Annotated in this window: 22 protein-coding genes and 1 tRNA gene; 2 read left to right on the forward strand and 21 right to left on the reverse strand. The window is 34.8% G+C overall.

What is annotated here, in order from left to right:
* Positions 1–51: 51 nt before the first annotated feature.
* From hslU to P6922_RS00990, 13 genes are all read right to left on the reverse strand, one after another.
* Positions 52–1,416: an ATP-dependent protease ATPase subunit HslU gene (hslU, locus tag P6922_RS00930; protein ID WP_007555255.1), complete on the reverse strand. Its 1,365-nt coding sequence runs from the start codon at positions 1,414–1,416 to the stop codon at positions 52–54.
* Positions 1,417–1,947 carry an ATP-dependent protease subunit HslV gene (gene hslV, locus P6922_RS00935; RefSeq protein ID WP_007555231.1) on the reverse strand — a complete coding sequence of 177 codons (531 nt, stop codon included), beginning with the start codon at positions 1,945–1,947 and terminating at the stop codon, positions 1,417–1,419.
* Positions 1,948–2,016: 69 nt separating this feature from the next.
* The gene (gene trmFO / locus P6922_RS00940; protein ID WP_276873553.1) at positions 2,017–3,312 is read right to left on the reverse strand and encodes a methylenetetrahydrofolate--tRNA-(uracil(54)-C(5))-methyltransferase (FADH(2)-oxidizing) TrmFO; all 1,296 of its coding nucleotides are present in this window, start codon (positions 3,310–3,312) and stop codon (positions 2,017–2,019) included.
* A gap of 24 nt (positions 3,313–3,336) precedes the next feature.
* Positions 3,337–5,655 carry a type I DNA topoisomerase gene (topA, locus tag P6922_RS00945; RefSeq protein ID WP_276873555.1) on the reverse strand — a complete coding sequence of 773 codons (2,319 nt, stop codon included), beginning with the start codon at positions 5,653–5,655 and terminating at the stop codon, positions 3,337–3,339.
* 33 nt (positions 5,656–5,688) lie between these two features.
* Positions 5,689–6,780 carry a DNA-processing protein DprA gene (gene dprA / locus P6922_RS00950; protein WP_276873557.1) on the reverse strand — a complete coding sequence of 364 codons (1,092 nt, stop codon included), beginning with the start codon at positions 6,778–6,780 and terminating at the stop codon, positions 5,689–5,691.
* A gap of 1 nt (position 6,781) precedes the next feature.
* Entirely contained in the window at positions 6,782–8,302 is a 1,521-nt protein-coding gene (locus P6922_RS00955; protein WP_276873558.1) for a YifB family Mg chelatase-like AAA ATPase, read from the reverse strand.
* Between the two features lie 8 nt (positions 8,303–8,310).
* Positions 8,311–8,664 carry a YraN family protein gene (locus P6922_RS00960; protein ID WP_276873560.1) on the reverse strand — a complete coding sequence of 118 codons (354 nt, stop codon included), beginning with the start codon at positions 8,662–8,664 and terminating at the stop codon, positions 8,311–8,313.
* A gap of 267 nt (positions 8,665–8,931) precedes the next feature.
* On the reverse strand, positions 8,932–9,726 hold the full coding sequence (locus P6922_RS00965) for a ribonuclease HII (RefSeq protein ID WP_276873563.1): 795 nt from the start codon (positions 9,724–9,726) through the stop codon (positions 8,932–8,934).
* Positions 9,723–10,583, reverse strand: coding sequence for a ribosome biogenesis GTPase YlqF (gene ylqF, locus P6922_RS00970; RefSeq protein WP_007555621.1), 861 nt, complete (start codon positions 10,581–10,583; stop codon positions 9,723–9,725). The genes P6922_RS00965 and ylqF overlap by 4 nt, the downstream gene beginning before the upstream one ends.
* Before the next feature lie 92 nt (positions 10,584–10,675).
* The gene (locus tag P6922_RS00975; RefSeq protein WP_276873565.1) at positions 10,676–11,668 is read right to left on the reverse strand and encodes an inorganic phosphate transporter; all 993 of its coding nucleotides are present in this window, start codon (positions 11,666–11,668) and stop codon (positions 10,676–10,678) included.
* Positions 11,661–12,287 carry a DUF47 domain-containing protein gene (locus P6922_RS00980; protein ID WP_007555269.1) on the reverse strand — a complete coding sequence of 209 codons (627 nt, stop codon included), beginning with the start codon at positions 12,285–12,287 and terminating at the stop codon, positions 11,661–11,663. Before P6922_RS00980 ends, P6922_RS00975 begins: the two co-directional genes overlap by 8 nt.
* Positions 12,288–12,423: 136 nt before the next feature.
* Positions 12,424–13,728 (reverse strand): bifunctional folylpolyglutamate synthase/dihydrofolate synthase, encoded by a 1,305-nt coding sequence (locus tag P6922_RS00985; protein WP_276873568.1) that lies wholly within the window; start codon positions 13,726–13,728, stop codon positions 12,424–12,426.
* Positions 13,729–13,774: 46 nt separating this feature from the next.
* Positions 13,775–16,426, reverse strand: a complete 2,652-nt coding sequence (locus P6922_RS00990) for a valine--tRNA ligase (protein WP_276873570.1) — start codon at positions 16,424–16,426, stop codon at positions 13,775–13,777.
* A gap of 444 nt (positions 16,427–16,870) precedes the next feature.
* Here P6922_RS00990 and P6922_RS00995 point away from each other — a divergent pair, with 444 nt between their 5' ends.
* The gene (locus P6922_RS00995; RefSeq protein WP_276873572.1) at positions 16,871–17,596 is read left to right on the forward strand and encodes a TVP38/TMEM64 family protein; all 726 of its coding nucleotides are present in this window, start codon (positions 16,871–16,873) and stop codon (positions 17,594–17,596) included.
* 479 nt (positions 17,597–18,075) lie between these two features.
* On the opposite strand, the gene P6922_RS01000 is transcribed toward P6922_RS00995, so the two are convergent.
* From P6922_RS01000 to recG, 6 genes are all read right to left on the reverse strand, one after another.
* Positions 18,076–18,161 (reverse strand) — tRNA-Leu (locus P6922_RS01000).
* A 62-nt stretch (positions 18,162–18,223) separates the two neighbouring features.
* On the reverse strand, positions 18,224–19,486 hold the full coding sequence (locus P6922_RS01005) for a glycosyltransferase family 2 protein (protein WP_007555196.1): 1,263 nt from the start codon (positions 19,484–19,486) through the stop codon (positions 18,224–18,226).
* Complete coding sequence (gene pssA, locus P6922_RS01010) at positions 19,483–20,196, reverse strand: CDP-diacylglycerol--serine O-phosphatidyltransferase (protein WP_007555627.1); 714 nt, start codon at positions 20,194–20,196, stop codon at positions 19,483–19,485. Before pssA ends, P6922_RS01005 begins: the two co-directional genes overlap by 4 nt.
* Before the next feature lies 1 nt (position 20,197).
* Positions 20,198–20,845, reverse strand: coding sequence for a phosphatidylserine decarboxylase family protein (locus P6922_RS01015; RefSeq protein ID WP_276873575.1), 648 nt, complete (start codon positions 20,843–20,845; stop codon positions 20,198–20,200).
* A 1-nt stretch (position 20,846) separates the two neighbouring features.
* Positions 20,847–21,596, reverse strand: coding sequence for a WecB/TagA/CpsF family glycosyltransferase (locus P6922_RS01020; RefSeq protein WP_276873577.1), 750 nt, complete (start codon positions 21,594–21,596; stop codon positions 20,847–20,849).
* A 145-nt stretch (positions 21,597–21,741) separates the two neighbouring features.
* Positions 21,742–23,778: an ATP-dependent DNA helicase RecG gene (gene recG / locus P6922_RS01025; protein WP_276873580.1), complete on the reverse strand. Its 2,037-nt coding sequence runs from the start codon at positions 23,776–23,778 to the stop codon at positions 21,742–21,744.
* A gap of 215 nt (positions 23,779–23,993) precedes the next feature.
* Here recG and rpmB point away from each other — a divergent pair, with 215 nt between their 5' ends.
* A complete protein-coding gene (gene rpmB / locus P6922_RS01030) occupies positions 23,994–24,185 on the forward strand; it encodes a 50S ribosomal protein L28 (protein ID WP_040014006.1) in 192 nt (63 codons plus the stop codon).
* Positions 24,186–24,291: 106 nt separating this feature from the next.
* Here the strand turns inward: rpmB and P6922_RS01035 are convergent, their stop codons facing one another.
* Both P6922_RS01035 and P6922_RS01040 read right to left on the reverse strand, forming a co-directional pair.
* Positions 24,292–24,936, reverse strand: coding sequence for a coenzyme F420-0:L-glutamate ligase (locus tag P6922_RS01035; RefSeq protein ID WP_007555294.1), 645 nt, complete (start codon positions 24,934–24,936; stop codon positions 24,292–24,294).
* On the reverse strand, positions 24,937–25,491 hold the full coding sequence (locus P6922_RS01040) for a hypothetical protein (RefSeq protein ID WP_276873582.1): 555 nt from the start codon (positions 25,489–25,491) through the stop codon (positions 24,937–24,939).
* Between the last annotated feature and the right edge of the window lie 2 nt (positions 25,492–25,493).

Here is a 25,493-nt window from a genome sequence, read left to right on the forward strand (position 1 = left end):
CGTAAAAAAACGTATCGATTTAATTTTATTTTAAATCAATACGTTTTTTTATTATAAAATATAATTTGAAATGTCTATGTTTTCTATTATTTTTCCTAATTTTTCACGAACATACACGTCATCTACAACAATATTTTTTTCTACCATGTCAGGTGCTTCAAACGAAATATCTTCGAGTACTTTTTCAAGTATCGTATACAATCTTCTTGCACCGATATTTTCAGTTTCGGTGTTTACACGAAATGCAATTTCTGAAATTGCATCAAGTGCGGAGTCTGCAAAGTTTACTTTGAGTCCTTCCGTTTCAAGCAGCGCTGTATATTGAAGTATTAATGCTTGTCTGGGTTCTATTAAAATTTTCCGTAAATCTTCTTTTGTAAGGTTTTGAAGTTCTACACGTATAGGAAATCTTCCTTGAAGTTCCGGTATGAGGTCTCCAGGTTTGGATACGTGAAATGCTCCTGCTGCAATAAATAAAATATGCTCGGTATTTACAGGTCCGTACTTTGTTTTTACCGTTGCACCTTCAACTATCGGAAGTATATCTCTTTGTACGCCTTCACGTGATACTCCCGGTCCTCCGTTTCTACCTTTTTCGGCAATTTTATCTATTTCATCTATAAATATTATTCCTCGTTCTTGTGCCGCTTCTATTGCTTTTTCTTTTACAGTTTCCATATCAAGCATTTCATCGGCAGCTTCTTCCGCAAAAATCTTTTTTGCCGCTTTTACGGTAACTTTTTTCTTTTTAGTTTTTTTAGGCATCATTGATGAAATAACTTGCGTTATTTGTATTATATTTTCTCCGTCTTGAAAACCTTCGCTTCCGCCTTTATCTACAACTTCGATTTCTATAACTCTTTCATCCATTTCACCGTTTCTTATCCGCTCGATAAAAGCTTCTCTTTTCTTCAATTTGTTTTCGTCAATGATTTCTTCTTTTTTTTCTTCTTTTTCACCGAATATTATATCCATCGGGCTTCTTGATTCTACTTTTTTTGTCGGCCACAAAATTTCAGCTATCTTTTTTATTGCTTCTTCTTGTGAATTTTTTCCTAATTTACCTATTTCTTTCTTTTTTACAAGTCTGATTGATTCTTCTACAAGGTCACGCACCATTGATTCCACATCTCTACCCACATACCCTACTTCAGTATACTTTGTCGCTTCAACTTTACAGAACGGTGCTTTTGTAAGTGATGCCAATCGTCTTGCTATTTCTGTTTTTCCTACACCTGTTGGCCCTATAAGGAGAATATTTTTCGGACTTACTTCTTTTTTCATTTCTTGTGAAAGTCTGCTGCTTCTCCAACGATTTCTAAGTGCAATTGCAACAGATTTTTTTGCTTCTTTTTGTCCTATAATGTATTGGTCCAAGTATTCTACAATTTTTCGAGGTGTCAAGGTTTCTATCATTTATATTTCCTCCACAATTACATTATGATTTGTATATACGCAAATATCTGCCGCTATATTTATTGATTTTTCTGCGATTTCACGTGCGGAAAGTTCAGTTTCTGCATTTAATGCTCGTGCCGCCGCAAGTGCATAATTTCCGCCGCTGCCTATTGCAAGTATTCCGTCATCCGGTTCTATAACTTCTCCGCTGCCGGATACTAAAAACAGGTGTGTACCGTCTGTCATAATAAGTAATGCTTCAAGTTTTTGAAGTACTCTGTCTCTTCTCCAATCTTTTGCAAATTCTACTGCAGCTCTGAGTAAATTTCCGTTGCAGTCTGAAAGTTTCATCTCGAATTTATCAAAAAGTGCAAATGCATCTGCAACGGATCCTGCAAATCCTGCAATTACTTTCCCGTTATACAATCTTCTTACTTTTCTTGCCGTATTTTTCATTATTACCGCATTTCCCATAGTAACTTGTCCGTCACCGGCCACAGCGGTATGTCCGTCTTTTTTTACGGCTATTATTGTAGTCGCGTTAAACATATTACCTCCTTGTTTTATTTAATTATACATTTTTATTGTAATAAAAACAGCCTTAACGGCTGTTTTTGTTTAAATTAACTTTTCAATTGCTTGCAATGCTCTTTCAACTATTTTTTCATTCTTTATTTTTTTCGGATATCTCTTTTCCAATATAGGCATAAGTCCGAAGTTTATATTCATAGGTTGGAAATTTTTACCTTCAAAGTGTGAAATATAGTTACATAATGAACCTATTGCCGTTTCACGAGGAAACGGTTTCGGTTCTTTTCCCAAGTACCTTGCCGTTGCAGAATATGCCGCAACTATTCCGGATGCTGCAGATTCTATATAACCTTCTACTCCTGTCATCTGCCCGGCAAAGAAAAGACCTTCTCTCTTTTTTGTTTCCATTGTTTCATTTAAAAGCTCGGGTGTGTTTATATATGTGTTTCTGTGCATTACTCCATAGCGCACAAATTCTGCATTTTGAAGTCCCGGAATCATTCCGAATACTCTTTTTTGTTCTCCCCATTTCAAATGTGTTTGAAATCCTACAATGTTATACAAAGTATCTTCTTTGTTGTCTTGTCGTAATTGAACTACCGCATAAGGTTCTTTTCCGGTTTTTGGATTTATAAGTCCTACCGGTTTCATGGGACCGAAACGCATTGTATCTTTACCGCGTAATGCCATCACCTCTATCGGCATACAACCTTCAAAGACTTTATTTTTTTCAAATCCGTGTACTTCTGCCGTTTCAGCCTGACACAATGCTTCATAAAAAGAATTATACTCTTCTTCATTCATCGGACAATTTAAGTATGCCGCTTCTCCTCTGTCGTATCTGGATGCTTTATAAATAACGTCCATATCCAATGATTCTTTTGTTACTATGGGTGCTGCCGCATCAAAAAAGTAAAAACCTTTTCCGTCACAAAATTGCTCTATCGATTCCGCCATTTTACCTTCCGTTAAAGGTCCGGTTGCAATAATAACTGTTTCGTCATCCGGAATTTCGATAATTTCTTCATATCGTATTTCTATAAACGGATTGCTCTTTATTTTTTCCGTTACGGCTTTTGCATATCCTATACGATCTACCGCCAAAGCTCCGCCTGCCGGAACTTGATGTTCATCTGCAGTTTTTATTATAAGCGAGTCCAGTCTTCGCATTTCTTCTTTCAAAAGTCCTGCGGCATTTTGCAAGCTTGCGGCACGTAATGAATTGCTGCATACCAATTCTCCGAAGTACTCCGTATCATGTACGGGCGTATTTTTTTTCGGACGCATTTCTATTAATGTCACAGGTATTTTATTTTTTGCAATTTGCCATGCAGCTTCACTTCCTGCAAGACCTGCACCTATTACGATTATTTTCTTTGTCACTTGTTTCTCCTTATATTTTAGAGATTATTTTTCCTTTTCGGATGTATGCTTCTTCTTTTCATTCGTTATACATTCCGCATTTGAGCATAGTATTTTTTCGGTTCCGTTTTTATAGGTTTTCTTTGTCATTATTGAATGACATTCTTCGCAAAATTTATCTATAGGTTCATTCCACAGTGCCATATCACAATTCGGATATTCATTGCATCCGTAAAATATACGTCCACGTTTTGAACGACGTTTTACCATATGTCCTTTTTTACATTTCGGACATGTTATTCCTGTATCTTCTACAATTGCTTTATTTATTCCGCAGTCGACACATTTTAAATATCTTCCGTAAGGTCCTGTTCTGTATACCATATTTTTCCCGCATTTTTCACATGGTATATCGGATAATTCATTTTTCTCTTCGGTTACGGAAAGCGGTTTTATATTACTGCATTTCGGATAATTCGGACACGCAAGATATTTTCCGTAGCGTCCCAATTTTATAATCATGAACGCACCGCATTTTTCGCATTTAACTTCAGATATTTCTTGCTTTTTATCTTTTTCCGCATCAATTTTTGCAGATTCCAATTCTTTTTTGAAAACATCATAAAAATCTTGAAGTACTGCTTTATACGTTGCTTTACCTTCAGCAATTTTGTCTAACCAGCTTTCCAAATTTGCTGTAAAGTCTATATCTACAATTCCTGAAAAATATTTTTTCAAAAGATCGGTTACTACAAATCCGACTTCTGTAGGAATAAATTGCTTACCTTCTTTTGTTACGTATTTTCTTCTTTGAATTGTATCCAATATCGGTGCGTATGTTGAAGGTCTTCCTATACCTTTTTCTTCCAAAGTTTTAATCAGGCTTGCTTCTGTATATCTTGCAGGCGGAGAAGTGAAGTGCTGTTCTCCTTCTGCACTTATATTCAACATTTCTTCGCCTTTTTGAATATTCGGCAACAATTTCAATTCTTCGGCATTTTTCTTTTTTTCTTTTGCCGATTGCAATATTGTAAATCCGTCAAATAATACGTACATACCGTTTGCTTTTAATGTATAGTTTTCAGTTTTAAGCAGTACAACGGTATTTTGTTGTATTTGCGGTGTCATCTGACTTGCAATGAATCTGTTCCAAATCAATGTATATAAACGTAATTGATCTCTTGTAAGTACTTTTGTAAGTATTTCAGGTGCAAATTTCAAATTTGTAGGTCTTATTGCTTCATGTGCATCTTGAGCTTCTTTTGATTTGGAGTATACATTATGTTTTTTAGGTAAATATTCTTCTCCGTATACATTATTTATATATTCTCTGACCGATGTAATCATTTCATCCGATATACGTGTCGAGTCTGTACGCATATAAGTGATAAGTCCGACATGCCCATGCCCGGGAATTTCTACACCTTCATAAAGAATTTGTGCGAGCATCATCGTTTTCTTCGAACCGAATCCGAGTTTGTTTACAGCATCTTGCTGCATGGTTGATGTTGTATACGGTGCTTTCGGTTTACGCTGCTTTTTCGATTTTGTAACGGATTCTGCAATTGCAGGTTTATTTAAAATTTCATTTACTGCATTTTGTGCTTCTTCTCCGTTTTTGAAAACTATATCTTTACCATCTTTACGAATTACTTTTGCAGTAAATTTTTCATTATTTTTTGTTGAATAAACTCCGTTTACATACCAGTATTCTTCCGCTTTGAACGCTTTTATTTCTTCTTCACGCTCGCAAATCAAACGAGTGGCAACAGATTGTACTCGTCCTGCGGACAGTCCTCTATAAACTTGTTTCCATAACCACGGAGAAATTTTATAACCTACCAATCTGTCAAGCACTCGACGTGCCTGCTGTGCATCTACACGATTCATATCCAAAGGTTTCGGATGCTTAATCGCTTCTTTTATGGCTGTAGGTGTTATTTCATGAAATGCTATTCTGACATTATCTTTAATATTTACATCAAGTAAATTTGATAAGTGCCATGAAATGGCTTCACCTTCACGATCCGGGTCGGTTGCCAAATAAACATCTTTAGATTTATTTGCTTCTTTACGCAATTCTTTTATTACGTTTTCACGCTCAGTGGAATTTACGTATTCAGGTGTAAATCCGTTTTCTATATCTACCCCTAATGTACGTTGCGGCAAATCACGCAAATGTCCCATTGATGCCAACACTTTGTAATCTTTACCTAAAATTTTTTCAATTGTTTTTGCTTTCGCCGGTGATTCCACTACAACAAGGTGTTTCCCGTTTGCCTTAGGTTTTCTTTTAAATACCGGCTCTTTTTTCTTTCTTCCCTTACTCTTCGTTCCGACAGTAATAGTTCTGATAATCGGCAACTTTATTCCTCCGTATCTGTTATGAAAATTCAATTAACCGGAAATAATAAATCCGCCTGAAGGTGTTTGTATTACAACCCCCTTCAGTTGTAATTGCAGCAACAAACTTTTTAATGTTTTCAATGACATTCCGGTTTTTATCAACAGTTCATCTTCCGTTATTTCTACACTTTCACTGCAAAAACGATACAACACTTCCTCTTCCAATGTCAACTGCTTATTGAAAGTTTTATCTTTTTTGCATTTTATTTCTTTTTTATTTTCCCATCCGTATTCAGATAATATATCTTCGTATGATGTGCAACAGAAAGCTCCGATTTTTAATAACTTATTTGTTCCTTTTGAACTTTCCGCCCAAATATTTCCCGGTACTGCAAATATATCTCTTCCTTCTTCAAGTGCAAAATCTGCAGTAATAAGAGAGCCGCTTTTTTCAGCCGCCTCAATTACAATTACTCCACGTGTCATTCCGGCAATAATTCTGTTTCTTGCCGGAAATTGTCTGCCTAAAGGCGGTGTACCCGGTGCATATTCGGATAATATACAACCTCCATGTGCAATAATTTTTTCAAAAAGATTGCGATTTTCTGCAGGATATGTTTTATCAAGTCCGCAAGCCGCTACTGTAACAGTTGCGGATTTTCCTTCCAATGCACCTTTATGCGCTGCACTGTCAATTCCTCTTGCACCTCCGGAAACGATAACTACATTTCTTTCCGACAATTCTTTCGCTATTTCTTTTGCAGTTTTAATTCCGTAAACTGTTGCTTTTCTTATTCCTACTATACTTATAATTCTGTCAGTTACAGGCAATTCACCTCTATAATATAGTACCGGTGGAGGATTTATCGTATTTGCCAAAAGCTTCGGATATACTTCATCATTCAATGTGCAATATTTTATATTGAAATTTTGCATCAATTTATAAATTTTTTCCAAATCGGCTTCTTTTCGATATTTCAAAAAAGAGTTGAGCTGTTTGCTCGTCAGTTTTCCTTTTTCGTACAATTCTTCAGATGTTGCGTTCCAGATTTTTTCTCCGGTTTTAAAAACGGAAAGCAAGTGTCTTATTGTTTTCGATCCCAACCACGGACATCCCGGTATTGATGCGGTATATATGTCCATATTATCTACCTGCCATTCTTCGTCTATAGCTTATAGCTTCGGCAATATGTGAACTGTCGATATTTTCGGATTCGTCCAAATCCGCTATTGTCCTTGCTACTTTTATAATATGGTCATAACTTCGTGCTGAAAGTTGCATTTGTTCAAATACATATCTGAGCATTTCAGATCCTTCTTTATCAAGTGTGCAAGTTTCACGCAATTGTTTATGTCTCATTTGCGAGTTGCATTGCATTCCCCATTTTTTAAGTCTTTCTTTTTGTATTTCTCTTGCCTTTTGTACACGAATTGCAACTTCTTTTGAACTTTCAGCTTTTATTGCGGATGTCAACTCACTGTATTTAGGTCTTTGCACTGAAATATGTAAATCTATTCTGTCAAGTAACGGTCCTGAAATTTTTCTGTTATATCTTCTTATTTCTCCGTCTGTGCAAGTACATTCTCTTTTTAAATCTCCGTAGTATCCGCACGGACAAGGATTCATTGCTGCAATCAAAATAAAATCTGTAGGATATACAAATGATGCATTAACTCTTGATATATGAACTTTTCTATCTTCCAACGGTTGTCTAAGTACTTCCAAAACGGATCTAGGAAATTCAGGAAGCTCATCTAAAAACAATACTCCATGATGCGCAAGTGTCACTTCACCGGGACGCGGTATTGTTCCTCCGCCTATAAGTCCTGCGGTAGATATGGTATGATGCGGACTTCGAAACGGACGTTCATGCATGATTTGATTCTCATTAAATAAACCTGCCACACTATATATTTTTGTTACTTCCAATGCTTCTTCTTGCGTCATTAAAGGTAGTATTGTAGTGATTCTTCTTGCAAGCATTGTCTTTCCCGATCCCGGAGTTCCCGACATCAATACGTTATGTGCTCCGGCAGCGGCAATTTCCAACGCACGCTTTGCCGTAATTTGCCCTTGTACTTCGGAAAAATCCACGTCATATATTAATTTTTTATTTTGTTCCGTTTCATTTCTCAAAGCAGGTTTCAATATTTCATTTCCTAATATATGTTCAACTACGCATCTCAAAGATTTGGCGGAAAAAACTTGTATATCTTCACAAAGTAAAGCTTCTGAAACAACTTTTTCAGGTACGAAAAATTTTTGTATTCCATGTTCTTTGGCAGCAAGAACCATTGAAAGTACTCCGGGTACCGCTCTTATTTCACCTTTTAGTGAAAGTTCTCCGATAAATAACGAATCTTTTAAAATTTCCTGAGGTATTACACCCGTTGCTGTAAGTAATCCGATTGCGATAGGAAGATCAAGACCCGACCCGTCTTTTTTTAAATCTGCCGGTGCCAAATTTACAGTAACTTTATTTATGGGAAAATGGTATCCGGAATTTTTTATTGCTGAATATACACGTTCTTTTGATTCTTTAACCGATGTTGCAGGAAGTCCTACAATATCAAAAGAAGGTGCTGCGCGATTTATATCGGTTTCAACGATAATAACGTGACCGTTCAATCCATAAGTTGTTGTGCCATATACTTGCGCAAACATAAATCCTCCTAAAATGCATTAACTACATGTCTGTAAACAGGTGCTTTCCCCGGATAAATCATAATTTCAACTACATCAAATCTTACTTGCCTGTCTTCTTCTTGTTTCATATATAAGTACATATTCGCACAATAGCGTATATGTTCTCTTTTATAAGGAGTAACAGATTCTATAGGTTCACCGAAACGTTTATTTGTTCGTGCTTTTACTTCTACAAAAACCCACGTTTCTCCGTCTTGCATTATTAAATCAATTTCTCCATGTCGCCTTCTGAAATTTTTCGCTAAAAGTTTGAATCCTTTTCTCTCAAGATATTTCTCTGCAAGTTCTTCTCCATAACGTCCAAATTCGGATTTTTTCATATACTTCTCCACAAACCAATTCAATCACTTTTAAATCAATATTAATATATTGTAAATAAACAAGTCAAACGCATAAAAAATTCCAAAACAAAAGGATGCTTCTTGTAAGATACAAAAAAGCATCCACGTGTTCAATTCGATTGATAATAAATATGTCCATAATTTCCGATACATGTCGTAGTGTAAATTTTTTTATTATACTTATTCGTTTTTTATTTTATTTTTTGCATTCTTTTACAATATGCTTCTACTTATTAATAAAACATTTTAAATTTTTATTCCGTTATTCTTTTTATAGTTTCCTTTTAAAACAATACTTTTTACAGGTTCATAACTTTTTCTGTGTATCGGTGTTATTCCAAGTTCATATATTGCTTCCATATGCTTTTTCGTTCCGTATCCTTTATTATCTTCAAAATCATAGCCCGGATATATTTTTGCATATTCATCCATTATATGATCTCTGTGTACTTTTGCCACTATAGATGCTGCAGCAACCGATGCACTTTTTGAATCTCCGTGTATTAATGATTTACATGGCATTTGAAAATGCAGAGGCATCGCATCTACTATTACCGCTTGAGGTTTTATTTCAAGTTTTTTTACAGCTTGATACATTGCAAGCATAGTTGCCTGATATATATTCAGTGTGTCTATCTCTTCAACCGATAAATCCGTTATTGATATAGCAAGTGCTTCTTCATGTACCTTTTTTGATATAATTTCTCTTTTTTCTTTTGATACTTTTTTAGAATCGTTTAAATTTTCTACAAACCAGTGCGGTTTAAGTATTACTGCCGCTACCGTTACAGGTCCTGCAAGCGGTCCTCTTCCTACTTCATCTATTCCGACTACATATTGTATGCCTTGTTTATAAAATTCACTTTCAACTGCATACATTTCTTCTACACGGAGTCGCTCTTTATTCTCAAAGTCTTTTTTCTTAAAATACGTATTCAGCGCCTGTTGTACACCTTTTCTTTTGTCTTGCATAAGTTTTTCAATAAGTGATATTTCTACATTATCTTTTTTCAATAATTCTTTTACTTCAGCAATATTCATTTTTTATCCTCTGACGGCGGCATATCCAATGTTACTCTGCCGAGTTTCCCGCTTCTGAAATCTGTAAGTACCAATGCTTCGGCTCTTGTCGAGTCTATTTCTCCTCCAGGTAACAGGCATCCTCTACGTTTTCCTATTAATTCCAAAAGTATTTGCGTATCTTGATTTACATCTTCAATGTCATATTTCTCTTTTAATATTTGCGGTGATATTTCTTTTAGTGCGGCAAGTAATGTTGTTACTACTTCATATGAATCAAATATTTCTCCTGCAATTGCACCTGTTGCCGCTAATTTCAATGCTGCATTTTGATCTTCGAATTTCGGCCAAAGTACTCCCGGTGTATCAAGAAGGTCAAGTCCTGATGAAAGTCTTACCCATTGCTTGCCTTTTGTGTGTCCCGGTGTGTTTGCCGTTCTCGTTGCTTTCGATCCTGAAAGAAAATTTATAAGTGTTGATTTGCCTACATTCGGTATTCCTAAAATCATAATTCTTACGGATCTGTTTTTAAGTCCTCTTCTTTGCCATTTTTCAAGTACGGGTTTTGCTTTTTCTCGTATTAAATTTATTAATTTTTTCTTGTCTTTTCCGTTGTATGTGCTTACAGGTATAACATCTATATTTTCTTTTTTAAAATATTCAATCCATTTTTCCGTAATTTTTACATCTGCAAGATCCGATTTATTAAGTACGATTATTCTCGGCTTGTTTTGTACCAAATTTTCCACCATAGGATTTGCGCTTGACATCGGAATTCTTGCATCTAAAAGTTCTACCGCCACATCTACAGCTTTTAAATGTTCGGTTATAAGTCGTTTTGTTTTGGCCATATGCCCTGGAAACCATTGAATCAGCATTTTTTTCTCCTGTTTTTACTTTTTGTTTTTATTTTTTATATTATCATAAATTCATATATTAAAAAAATACGGCGTTAACCGTATTTTATAAATTATATTAAATGCAGCATTATTATATATACCAATGCACCTACCGCTGCCGTGCACGGTATTGTCATTACCCATGCAGATACCATTGAGTATGCTACATTCCAATGTACCGCTTTAAATCTATGTGCCCAACCTACACCCATAATAGAACCTGTTACTACATGTGTTGTAGATACGGGAAGATGCAAAAATGTAGCTGTAAATACCGTTATTGCAGAGTTCAAATCTGCAGCTACTCCGTTTATAGGTTGCATTCTGAATATTTTATTTCCTACGGTTTTTATTATTCTCCAACCGCCCATGCTTGTACCTAATCCCATTGCTATTGCACATGCAATTTTTACTTCCCACGGAACTTCAAGTGCTCCTATGTATCCTCCCGAGAGTAATGCAAGTGTTATTACTCCCATAGATTTCTGAGCGTCGTTTGACCCGTGTGAAAATGCCATTATTGCCGCTGACAGTATTTGAACATGCACCGCTATAAAGTTCAGTTTGGATTTTCTCATTTTTGCAAAAAGCAGGTAAAAAAGCGTCATCAAAATATATCCTGACACAAGTGCCGCAAGAGGAGAAACTATAAGTCCTGCAACTATCATAAGCACTCCGCTTACGTGTATCGCACCAATGCCGTATGAAATAATTACTGCACCGATCATGCCTCCTATGAGTGCATGAGATGAGCTTGACGGCATCCCTATCCACCACGTGAAAAGATTCCATATAATTGATGCTGTCAATGCCGCTATCAAAACTCTCGAGTCTACCATATCCGGTGAGTTTACTATTTCTCCGCCGATTGTTTTTGCAACTCCGGTGGATACCATGGCTCCCAAAAAGTTTAAAATTGCGGACATTACTATTGCGACTTTCGGACTTATTGCTCTTGTAGCCACGCATGTTGCTATTGCATTGGCAGTGTCGTGAAATCCGTTTATAAAGTCAAATAACAGCGCCAATATAATAACAAACCCTATCAAGTAGATATCATGCATATTTCACTACCACTTCTCGAATAATGTTTGCAACACGTTCACCTTGATCTGCAGTAATTTCCATTGTTTCCATTATTTCTTTCCAACGTATTATCTCCATAACTTCATGATCTCCGTCAAAAAGGTCCGATACTACATCTCTATATATATTGTCGGCTTCGCTTTCCAATATATTTATTTTTCTTACTCTTTCATTTATTTCTTTTTCGTTTTTGTCAATATTTTTAAGAAGTCGAAACAGCACAATAAGATTTTCGGCCATTTCTACAAGTATATCCGCCATACGAAGCGGTAATGCCCAACCTATACCTGCATGATAAAGTCTCAACGACAAAATTACGTCTTTTACGTCATCTACGCAATCATCTATATTGTTTGTAAGTAAACAAAAATCTTCTCTGTCTATAGGAGTGATGAATACTTCTCCCATTTTATTTACAACTTCATGAGTAACATCATCTGCAGTGTGTTCTATAGCTTTTATTTCTTTTGTGTATCTTTCAAGTTTTGACGGATCCGTCAATAATTCTTTTATCATGACAGCGCCTTTGTGAAAGTGTTCTGCATTTGTTACCAAGTAGTCAAAAAACTCCTCATGCTTATTTACCAGACTGAACATTTGTCCCTCCATCTTAAAATCATTTTGCACTTTCTTTATCATACTTTGGTTTTGTAAATTTTTTGTAAATTTACAATGTTTTTTAATATAATTTTGAGATTCTTTTATTACTTTTGGGAATAATTGGGTAGAATTATTATTTGTCGCTTTCCCCGTTTATAAATTTCAATGCATCTCCGAGTATATATAGCGATCCGCAAACAATTATTACATTGTCTTTTCCGGATATTTTCAATGCTTTGTCCAGTGCTGTTTTTACATTCGGCATTTCAAAGTGCTTCGAGTCCGTCATTTTTTTGAGTTCATCAAATGTTCTTGTACGTTTTGTCGGTGCTTCAACAAAAAATACCGTATCATTTTCTCTTACTATAAGTTTCAGTATTTTTTGAGTTTCTTTGTCTTTAAGCGAACTGAAAATTACAAGTCTTTTTTTATTTTTATACTTTTGATTCAATGTTTCATTTAAAGTTTTTGCTCCGGCGAAATTATGTGCTCCGTCAAGAATAATTGTATTCCCGTCTATTTCAAATATTTCAAATCTTCCATGCCATATTACCGACAAAAATCCTTTGAGTATACTTTCATTTGTTATACGTTTTTCTTTATTTTCAAGTAATTTTACAGTTGTCCATGCAACCGCCGCATTTATTGATTGATATTTTCCGTTTAACGGTATTTCTATAGTTTGTTCTTTTTCGGAAATTTCTTTTATATCGGCCTTGAGTTTTATGATTTGACCTTTATTTTTTACTTCTACCGAATCAACTGCAAAATCTTTATTGTACACATATATTTTCGAATGTTTTTTCTCGGCTTCTTTGCTTATAATTGAAAGTGCTTCATTTGTTGCAGATGTTACTACAGGTTTTTTCTCTTTTATTATTCCGGCTTTTTGTTCTGCAATGGATTTTATATCTTTACCTAATATTTTCATATGATCCATTGCTACATTTGTAATAACGGAAATTTCCGGTTCAACTACATTTGTGGAGTCCAAAAGTCCTCCCATTCCCACTTCTACTACCGCATATTCTACGTTCTCTTCTTTAAAATATAAAAATGCCATTGCGGTAAGCATCTCAAATTCCGTAGGTTGTTCGTGTCCTTCTTCTTTCATTATTTGAACTGCTTTTTGTACCTTTTCATACATTTCCGCAAATTTTTCTTTTGATATATACGCTCCGCATGAATAAAATCTTTCGGTATATTCAATCAAGTGCGGTGATGTAAATCTTCCTGTTTTTATACCCGATAATTCAAGTATTTTTGTAATCATCGCAACTACGCTGCCTTTACCGTTTGTTCCTGTAACGTGAATTACTTTATATGCTTTTTCAGGATTGTCGAGAAGTTCTAAAAGTTTTTTTATTCGTTGCATTCCGGGTTTTATTCCGAATACAAGTGATTTTTCTAAAGATTCTATTGCATTTTCGTAAGTCATAAATACCTCCATAAAAACAGCCTTGCTTTTACAAGGCTGTTTTTATTTATATTTTTGTTAAAAATTTCAAACGTTCTTCCAAAGATTTCATTTGTTCTTTGAATTCTTCAAGTTTTTCTTTTTCTTTATTTACTACCGCTTCCGGTGCTTTTGCTATAAATCCCTTGTTCTTGAGTTTACCTTCGGCTCTTGCAATTTCTTTTTCAAGTACTTCTCTTGTTTTGTTTATACGTTCAGTTTCTTTTTTCGTATCTATAAGTCCTTTTAATTCCATGTATATGTCGGAATTTGTCACTACCGCCGTAAGTGCATTTTCAGGCTTATCTTCATCACTGTTCAAAAATTCGATACTTTCCACATTTGCAAGTTTTTCAAAGTAGCTCTTATGATTTTCAATACAATTTTTGAGATTTTCTCTTGTTACATGTATCTTTATTCTACATGTCTTTGCAGGTATAACTCCGGCTTCTGCACGCATATTACGGATTGCTTTTATTATTTCCATAATACGTTCCATTTGTTCTTCTTCTTTTTCAAAGCGAAGTTTTTCAGATACCTTCGGCCATTCCGCTCTTGCCAATGTTTTCCCTTCATGAGGTAAATGTTGCCAAAGGTGTTCGGTAATAAAAGGCATAAACGGATGCAAGAGTGCCAACATACGTGTCAATGTATATACAAGTACATATTGTGTTACTTGTCGATCTCTACAATGTTCTGCATATAAACGTGATTTTGCAGTTTCAATGTACCAATCACAGAAACAATTCCATGCAAAATTATATATACTGTCGGCAGCTTCTCCGAGTTCGTATTTATCAAGATTTCTGCTTACGAATTCTTCGGTTTTTGCCAATTTTTCCAATATCCATTTATCTGCAAGTGTATAATCTTTTTCTTCCGGTGTGAAGTTCTTATCATAGTTATCCAAATTCATAAGTGTGAACTTGGTTGCATTCCACAATTTATTTGCAAAATTTCTGTTTCCTTCTACACGTTCATAGTAGAATCGCATATCATTTCCGGGTGTATTACCCGTTACCAATGTAAATCTCAATGCGTCTGCACCGTATTTTTCTATGACTTCAAGCGGATCTATACCGTTGCCTAAAGATTTCGACATCTTTCTTCCTTGTGAATCTCGTACAAGTCCATGTATGAATACGTATTTAAACGGTATTTCATGCATAAATTCCATCGACATGAACATCATACGTGCTACCCAGAAGAATATAATGTCATATCCGGTTACCATTGTGCTTGTAGGATACCATTGTTTTAATGTTTCTGTTTTTTCAGGCCAGCCCATTGTCGAAAACGGCCAAAGTGCAGATGAAAACCATGTATCAAGTACATCGGGGTCTTGATTGATTTTTTTACTTCCGCAGTTTGTGCATTCAGTTATATCTGTGCGAGATGCAATCGTTTCTTTGCATTCTTCACAATACCATACCGGTATACGATGTCCCCACCAAAGTTGGCGTGAAATACACCAGTCATGAATATTTTCAAGCCATTGTATATATATATTTGTAAAACGTTCCGGTACGAATTTAGTTTTACCTGATGTAACCGCATCCATTGCCGGTTTTGCCAACGGTTTCATTTTTACAAACCATTGTCTGGTTGTTAAAGGTTCGATTACAGTTTCACAACGTGAACAATGTCCGACTGCGTGTTCTTTTGTTTCTGTTTTTACAAGCAAACCTTGTTCTTCAAGATCTTTGATTATTTGTTTGCGCGCTTCATATCTGTCCATTCCGTTATATTTTCCGGAATTTTCATTAAGAGTGCCGTCTTTATTCATAATAATCAATGTTTCCAAATTATGACGAGTTCCTACTTCAAAGTCATTTGGGTCATGTGCAGGTGTAATTTTAACACAACCGGTACCGTATTCTTTATCTACGTATTCATCGGAAATAACAGGAATTTCACGATTTGTTGTCGGCAATTTAAGCATTTTACCGATTAAATGTACATATCTTTCATCATCCGGATTTACCGCAACTGCCGTATCACCCGGCATTGTTTCAGGACGTGTTGTAGCAATTTGTATATATTCATCACTACCTACGATAGGATAGTTAACATAATACAATTTACCGTCTTCATTTTCGTGTTCAACTTCAATATCCGAAAGTGCGGTTTGACATCTGGGACACCAATTTGTAATTCTGAATCCTCTGTAAATCAAACCTTTTTCATACAATGCTATGAATACTTCTCTTACGGCTTTTGCACATACATCATCCATTGTAAAACGTTCTCTTGTCCAATCACATGAAGAACCCAATTTACGTATTTGTTTTCCTATTGTATTTCCGTATTTTTCTTTCCATTGCCATACACGTTCAAGAAATTTTTCTCGACCCAAGTCGTACTTGGTCAAACCTTCTTTTGCAATTTGTTTTTCAACTTTTACTTGCGTTGCAATTCCTGCATGATCTTTGCCCGGAAGCCACATTACATTATATCCTTGCATACGTTTGTATCGTATCAATATATCTTGTAAAGTTCCGTCCAACGCATGTCCCATATGTAACTGTCCTGTTACATTCGGTGGAGGCAAAACTATACTATACGGTTCTTTTGAAGAATCCGGCTCATCATGAAATACGTTGTTCTTTTCCCAAAATTCATATAATTTGCCTTCAATTTCTCCGGGATTATATTTATCCAATCCTTTTACTTCTTGCATATGTTCCTCCCCTTTAAATAAAAAAACTCTTTCATCCCATAGGACGAAAGAGACCTTCCGCGGTACCACCTATATAATTTACAGACACTACTCCTTAATTATCTGTAAATCACTCGTAAACGCGTAACGAACGTAACGGACATTTCTGTCTGCTCAGGGGTGACTTACCGTTTCATGTATTCCTGTACTTTCAGCAATTGTACAAGTCTCTGTAAAACAATTCACAGCTTCTTCCCTTCATAGCATTTTCTATTTATACCATAATAACACAAAAACTGCTTTTTTCAAGTAAATTTTTTAAAATATCTTTTTATTATATAAATTTATCATACACTCACAACCGAGTTATTTTAATGCATGTTCCTGTGATATAATAATAGAGACAGTTTGTTTTCGCATTTGAAAATCAGAATGCATTTTACTATTTAGAAATCAAGGACCTTTATGTCAAACACCTATAAAACAATTTCCGGAATTGTTATGTTTATCATTGCCGGATTTCTTTGTTTTGTAATTACAAAAACATATTTTCCGGTTTTTTATCACACAACTGCAAAGTTGATTTTAGCGGGAGATATGAACGGATTATCTTCTTATATTACGTCTTTCGGGTATTGGGCTTTCATAATCAGCATATTGATTATCGCAATTTTCAATGTACTCGGTATTCCTACAATTCCTTCCCTTACGGTAAACGGAGTTTTATTCGGAATAATACCAGGAATTATTATTTCATGGATTGGAGAAGTAATAGGTATTGAGTCAAGTTACCATATAGGAAGAATATTTCTAAGAAAAAGTTCAAGACAATTTATAGAAAAAAGAAATCTTTTGGAGAAACTTGATAAATACAGTACAATCAAGGCAATGATTATTGCAAGAGCAGTTCCATATTCACCGAACATATTAACTACTGCAGTAGCCGTAGTCAGTAAATTAAACAGCAGAGAGCATCTTCGATGTACGCTGATAGGTAAAATTCCTTCAGTAGCGGTTGAGGTTTTGCTCGGACACGATTTATTGCGTTTCGAAGAGCATAGTGTACGATTTTTTATACTTTTATTTCTGGTAATCGCATTTACTGTTGTACATCGTTACAGAAAAAGATTTTATCAATTACCGTTTTTGAAGAAATTTTATAATAATGCGGAAATAAAAAACAGATTTTAATCTAATTATCAAATCAAATATAATTATTTGAACAGAAAACGGATGCAAAATTATATTTACGCATCCGTTTTTTATATTGCCTTTTAAATGTCAAAATAAATCAATTGAACAAAATCAGAAATATACACAATAATACTTTTTGCCTCAATAATCTTTTATAGTATCTGAAAATTTATTGCATAATTACATTTATTCAATTTAATATTAAAATGATTTTTCAGATTTTCTATTAAAAATTCACGTACTTATCAGTTACTCATTTGATTATTTTCGGAGATAATTGTGTGGTATCGATACGAATATGTGCACTTCTTATTTTAAATAAAAGCTGAATAGATATATTTGCTTACACTCATCCGACATTTATTATGAAACCGCATTTTATTATATAGCCGTATAAACATCGTATTTCAAAATTTCAAATTCACGCAATAAAAAATCAGACATCCGATTAATTCAATCGTGTCTGATTATTTTCATGGTGCCGGAGGTGGGACTTGAACCCACACGGTGTCGCCACCGCCAGATTTTGAGTCTGGTGCGTCTGCCATTCCGCCACTCCGGCATTTCACTGACAGAAATAATTTTAACATAACAAACTATTTACGTCAATCAAATTTCAGAAAATTATTTTTTGTCAATTTCTTTTTTTCTTGTCAGCGATGTTTTTTCGAAATTCAAATTTCTTGTATGAACTGTATGTACCCAATCTTTTTTATGTCGATCCAACCATCCTAAAAATGTTACCGGTATCCATGAATACATAAATAACGGATAGAAGAACCAATAAAAATAAATTTTCAGCGGTACTTCTATTTGCAGTAATACAATTAACGGTAAAACATATTGAATAATACCTAAGGTTGACCAAAATTGTTGCGGTATCAACACGTCGTTATATAAAATTACCGTAAAGCACGGATCGAACATATTTATATAAGTCATAATTGCATAAAATGTCGAAATCAACAGAAAATAGTTTTGCAAAAGTTGCATTATTCCGTCAAGCATAACTATATTTCTGCGACGTATACCTTCTTTAAACAATATCGGTATGTATCTTTCCGAACAATCGAACTGTCCTTGTGCCCAACGTTTTCTTTGTTTACATGATGCCATCAATGATAACGGTTTTTCATCGTAAATAATTGCATCATGTACCCAACATGTACGTATACCGTGACTGAGACATTTCATTGAAAATTCCATGTCTTCAGTCAAACAATCACATCCCCATCCGTATTTCTTTATAATGTCGGATGCAATACACATACCGGTTCCTCCCAAACAGGAAGATAAACCGATATTATACTTACCCAAGTGCCATAAATGATTTACAACCCAAAAAGCTATTGCAAATGTACCGGATACCCATGTATCCACAGGATTTTTAGCGGAGAGATATCCTTGCATTACTTTTTCGCCTTTAAGAAGTCTTGTGTTCATAACTTTCAAAAAGTCCAAGTGTACAAGATTATCTGCGTCAAATACACAAAAAGCATCATAGTTTCTGTTCAATTCGAATATTTTAGGAAAAGCCCAATCCATCGCATAACCTTTTCCTATTTCTTCTTTATTTTCACGTTCAAGAACTTCTGCACCGTACTCTTTTGCTATTTCAGCCGTTTTGTCCGTACAGTTGTCCGCAATAACGAATATGTCGTACAGGTTTGACGGATATTTTAATTTTTTCAAATTATCCAACAATTCTCCTATTACTACGGATTCATTATGTGCCGGAATTACTATTGCAAATTTACTTTTCGGTTCTGCCAGATTTTTTTCTTTTCTATGCCACATTCCGAATATAGCTATAACTGTATAATAAATCGTAAAAAACGCTACAATCAGCTGTACCGGAATCATAATAATGTCAAGAATGTATGTCATAAATCCATGCCTTTTCTCATTTTTCTTGCTCTGCGCATTTTCTTCTTTCTACGATTCAGCCATGTATTTATCATACCGAATATAACGTATGCTACGCAGATTGCAGCTGCCCATGTGGACGGTTGTAAAAATATACATATAATCACGAAAAGCAAACATCCGAGTAATGCAGGTAAGTGCAGTTGATCGGCACTTGCACCTTTATTATCCGGATAGTGAACTTCACTTACCATCAGAATTCCCAATCCTAAAACACAAATAAGTGCAAGCCAATCCCAAATCTTCACTCCCGAAAGTACGTATGATGAAATCAAAACTCCTACTGTCGGACAGGGAAGTCCTTGAAAGTATCCATGTACATCCGAAACCATTACGTTGAAACGTGCCAATCTGAATGAACAAAATGCACCTAATAAAGCACATGGAATCAGTCCATATGTTCCCAATGATTGCAATTGATATGAATAAATCAAAGCACCTGCGGCAATACCGAATGAAATATTATCACAGAGAGAATCCAGTTCAACTCCGAAAGGACCTGCAGTTTTAAGTGCACGTGCTACACGACCGTCCAATGCATCTGCAACTGTTGCGAGTAATATAAATGTCGCTGCCAAATAAAATTCTCCGTTTATGGAGCACATAATTGACAATCCTCCGAACAACGCATTGGCTGCCGTAACTCCGTTTGCTATCCATGATTTTTTCACTTTATTTCAACCTCCCTATGATTGACAATCCACCTTTTACTTTACTACCTTTTTTTACACATATTTCAACATTTCCGGGAATATAAATTTCTGTACATGAACCGAATTTAATCATTCCGTACAATTCACCCCTTTTAAGGTTGTCTCCGAGTTTTTTCCATGAAACTACACGTCTTGCCAAAATTCCTGCAATCAATATTACAAGTATCGAACGTTTTTCGCCTTTTATCCCTATTGCGCCTCTCTCGTTTTCAAATCCTACCGAATCTTTATATGCCGGTAAAAATTTACCTTGAGTATATGATTGATATGTGATTTTACCTTCCATAGGTGAACGATTGCAATGAACGTTGAATACAGATAAAAAAATTGTTATTTTCCAACATTTTTCTCCAAGAAACATTTCTTCATCTACGTCTTTTACAACGGACATTACAGTTCCGTCTGCCGGAGATACTATAATATCTTTTTCTTCAGGTATTTTGGAATTTCTGCGCGGACAACGAAAAAAGTAACAAAAATATACCGCAAAAACTGCCGGCACTACCGCTGTATGCTTAAAGCCGAAATAAGCCAATAATATTGCCAATAAAACCGATACCCCTATAAAAGGATATCCTTCCGGTAATATAATAGGTTTCTTTAACATTTTACTTCTTTTTCGATCCTTTCCAATTCTTGATTTTTATCATAAATTTCGGAATTGCCATTACTCGATGTATACGCTGAGGTTGTTTGAACAACCTATATGCCCATTCCAATCTGTTTTTCTGCATCCATTTAGGTGCACGAGGTACAACCCCCGCCATTACGTCAAAAACTCCGCCTATACCTATTGAGAATATATTTCCCAATTTATCTTTGTTGTTATAAATCCATTTTTCTTGCTTCGGGACTCCCATTCCCACGAGCAAAATTTCAGTATTTCTATTTTTTATTTCTTCAATAATTTTTATTTCTTCTTTTTCATCAAAATATCCGTCATGTATTCCGGCTAAAGGAAATTCTCCATATTTCTCTTTGAATTTTTCAACGGCTTTCATTGCTACTTTAGGTGCTCCGCCCAAAAAATATACGGATATTTGTTTTTCTACCGCTTTTTTCAGTAAATTTTCAACAAAATCTGCACCGGCAACACGTTCCGGAAAATGATATCCCAGTTGTTCTCCGGCCCATATAATCCCTGCTCCGTCTGCTATAAGCATATCGCAAGAGTTCAAAATTTTTGCAAATTCTTTATCTTTTTGTGCCAACATTATCATTTCCGCATTGGGTGTTGCAGTCATACATGGTTCTTTACGTTCAATTTTATCCAAAGCAAACTCCAAAGCCTGCTCCATGTTTATGGCATGAACATTAATTCCCATAATATTTCTGGCACTTTTTTTTATATCAAACATAGTTCTCCTAAGTAAAATATTTTTACTTTGTTGTCAGATTAACACTATTATTGTAATTCAAATATATTTATATGACAATATTCATATTTACCATATGTAAAAAGTATAGCATATAAACGGATTATGTTCACAAATACTTTTCACATTAATGATATAAACGTTCTAAAAAAACTTTGCCGAAACGTTTTTTTACTTCACTTTTTATGTTTTTCTCCGAATGAATAAATTTTTGTGCGTAGTTCCTTGCTTTTTCAAGCAGCGGCAAATCTCTTATTATATTTGCAACTTTCAAGTCGGGCATCCCATGTTGATGATATCCGAAAAGTTCTCCCGAGCCTCTCAACATTAAATCTTTTTCCGAAAGTAAAAATCCGTTGTTTATTTTTGTCATTATGTTGAGTCTTAATGTTGTAGTTTCATTTGTATTTTTTGTGTACAAAATACAGTATGATTGTATTTTACCTCTACCTACTCTTCCTCTTAATTGGTGCAGTTGAGAAAGTCCGAATCGTTCGGCTCCATACACAAGCATTACAGTTGCATTCGGAACGTTTACTCCTACTTCTATTACCGATGTGGCAACAAGTATTTGCAGTTTGTTTTCACAAAAATCATTCATTATTTGCTCTTTTTCGGAGTTTTTCATTTTTCCGTATATAAGTCCGCATTTATATTCGGAAAAAATATTTTTTCTGAGTTTATCATAAACGGATATAGCGGCCGCAAGATCTGTTTTTTCACTTTCTTCTACAAGCGGACATACTATGTATGCTTGATGACCTTTTTGTATTTCTTTTTTTATAAAAATCAATACTCTTTGCAGCAATTTGTCATTTATTACATATGTTTTTACCGGTTTTCTGCCTATCGGCATTTGATTTATAACGGACGCATCCAAATCTCCGTATACCGAAAGTGCCATCGTTCTCGGTATAGGTGTTGCAGTCATTACAAGCACATGAGGATTTTCACCTTTAGTTTCAAGCAATTCTCTTTGCTTTACTCCGAATCTGTGTTGTTCGTCGGTAATAACAAGTCCCAAATGTGCAAATTTCACATTATTTTCAATCAATGCATGCGTACCGATCAGTATATCTATTTCTCCGGATTTCAATTTATTTAACAGTACTTCTCTTTCCGAATTTTTTATATTTCCTGACAAGTATGCAATTTCTACCGATAAATTTTTGTATAAATTCAAAAAAGTTTTGTAATGTTGTGATGCTAAAACTTCAGTTGGTGCCATAATGGTCGCTTGATATCCGTTTTCTACAATTTTAGCCGCTGTAAGTGCCGCTATTGCAGTTTTACCGCTGCCTACATCTCCTTGCAATAATCTGTACATCGGTTCTATATCTTCCATATCATTTTCAATATCCGAAAATGCTTTTTTCTGATCTTTTGTAAGTTCAAACGGAAATTTATTTAAAACGGATTTTACAAGTTTGCCTGAGGGACCGCATTTTATTCCATAAGAATTTATTTTTCGTTTTTCTTTTAGCATCAATATTCCCGCTTGCATAAAAAATAATTCTTCAAATGCAAGTCTTTTTCTTGCCGTCTCTTTTTCTTTATAATTTTTAGGATTATGCAACGTTTTTATGGCAAGTAATTTATCCGGAAAATTTTCACGTATCAAAATTTCTATGGGTAAATTTTCTTTTAAATTCGAAACATTTTTCAATGCAAATGCTATCATACTTCTCATTTGTGTTGCCGTTATTCCTTCCGTAAGCGGATATATCGGTACCAGTTTTTCAAAATTTTTCAAATTTTCTTTTGGAACCGCTTCAATTTCGGCATTCGATATTTGATATTTACCGTACAAATATTCAACTTTCCCATATGCTAAAATTTCTTCGTTTATATTAAATTGTTTTTTCTTCCAGCTTTGATTGAAATATGTCAGAGTCACACTGTTTATATTGTCGGTCAATATTACCGAAAGAAGTCTCATTCCGCGGCGTAAAATACGTTCATCTACTTTAACGATTTTACCGTATATTAGACATTCTTCTCCTATCACAATATCTTCCATAGGTGTAATCTTTGACCAATCTTGATATTTTCTCGGAAAAAAATTAATTAAATCTTCTACCGTTTTTATATTCAATTTTCCAAGTTTTTCAAACATCTTCGGGCCTACACCCTTTACTTTCATTACCGAGTCTTCCAGTTTCATATGTGTCCTCATTTTTTACATTTTGTATTTATTATATTAAATAAATTTCCGAGTTTCAAAATAATTTACAACTTATACTTTGTAAATTCTTGATTAATTGAAATTCATATGATATGATGAAAAACGGTTATTTGAATATTGAAATATAGACATCTAAAAAAAAATATGCTATATTATTAGTGTTGCAATCAGGGACATGCAAGGAGGTGTAGCACATGGCTAATTATTGTGAAATTTCAGGTAAAAAAGTATTGACCGGATTTAAGATTTCCCATTCTCACAGAAAATCAAAGAGAACTTGGAAACCGAACGTTCAGAGAGTTCGTGTTCTTGTTAACGGGAAAGTCAAGAGAATGAATGTCTGCACTCGCGCCCTTCGTTCCAACAAAGTTAACAGAGATATTTAATAAAGTTGCCGACTTATGTCGGCTTTTTTATTTTAAAAACATCGAGATTGAAAAACTCCTTTATCGTAAAAAACGATAAAGGAGTTTTTTGCAATTCGATGCCTTTTTATACATAATCTGTAAAATTTTTAATTATAACTATCGGTGTTTTTTGATTGTCATTTCCGAAAGGATTGTCTATTAATATTTTTGCCACTTTGTATGGACTGATTTTTGCACTTTTTCCGAGTACGGCAGCTCTTTTCAAATCATTTACATCTGCTATTACAGCTCCGTATGCTCCTGTGGCTTTTTTTATTTCTTCACATACCTTACTTGCATTTGCAGGTCCATATACAAGACATTTATCAAACGGCGGCATTGTTCCGGTTACATCGTCTATTAATGATGCTTGTCTGCATCTTTGATAGAAAACTCCATGTTTACCCGCCAATTTTGCAATTGCACCCCAGATAAATGAAAACATCATATTCCATTTACCTTCTTCTTCCATTGCGGCCTGCATTCCGTAAATACTTGCCATAGATCCTGCAGGTGGTACAAATCTGTTCATAAGTCTTGCTTGCCAGCATACTTTCAGTTCTTCGGGCCTTACATATCTGCTTTGTGTTATCGCAAGTACGGATTCGGCAACACATACTATATCTTTATTTGTAATGATATCTTGTGCATATTCTTTAATTGCTTCTACTATATTATCTTTATTTGTAAGTATTCTTGTATGTACTGGTATAAGTTCCGGTGATTCCATTTATTTCACCTCCGATGTATATGAATATACTGCAGAGCGTATTTCTTCACTTTTTATATGTATCATTTCTTTTTCGTAATAGTAATCGCTTCGTCCTACAGCCTGATAAATTATTTCCAACGGTATATCAGGTATAGTTTCCAAGTCTCTCAATATGTTTCCCGATTTTCCTTGCATTATTATTTTGCAAACCAATGTCTTATGACTTCCTTTGGGAATTATACATGCTTGCCAATATCCGTCATTTCTCGGCAAATCTTTAACTGTCAAAAGTGTAGATAAAAATGCCTCGTTGTATTGTTCGAACGGAACGTATAGTCTCATAAACGCATCCATAATCGTTCCGTTTTGTCTACCTTTGTTTACAATAGGTACCGAAAATGTAAATAATACATGGTTATCGCTCATGGAGTCCACTTTAAGTGAGCTCATTTTATTTTTCTCTATGTGAAATTTGCAATCACCTTGTATAAAAGCCATTATCCAATATGCAATAAAACCTAAGCAAATCAGTCCTATAACGGCGGTAATAATCTTTATTACTGTCAAAGTCATAA

The organism is Dialister micraerophilus (assembly GCF_947090205.1).
GTDB lineage: Bacteria > Bacillota > Negativicutes > Veillonellales > Dialisteraceae > Dialister > Dialister micraerophilus.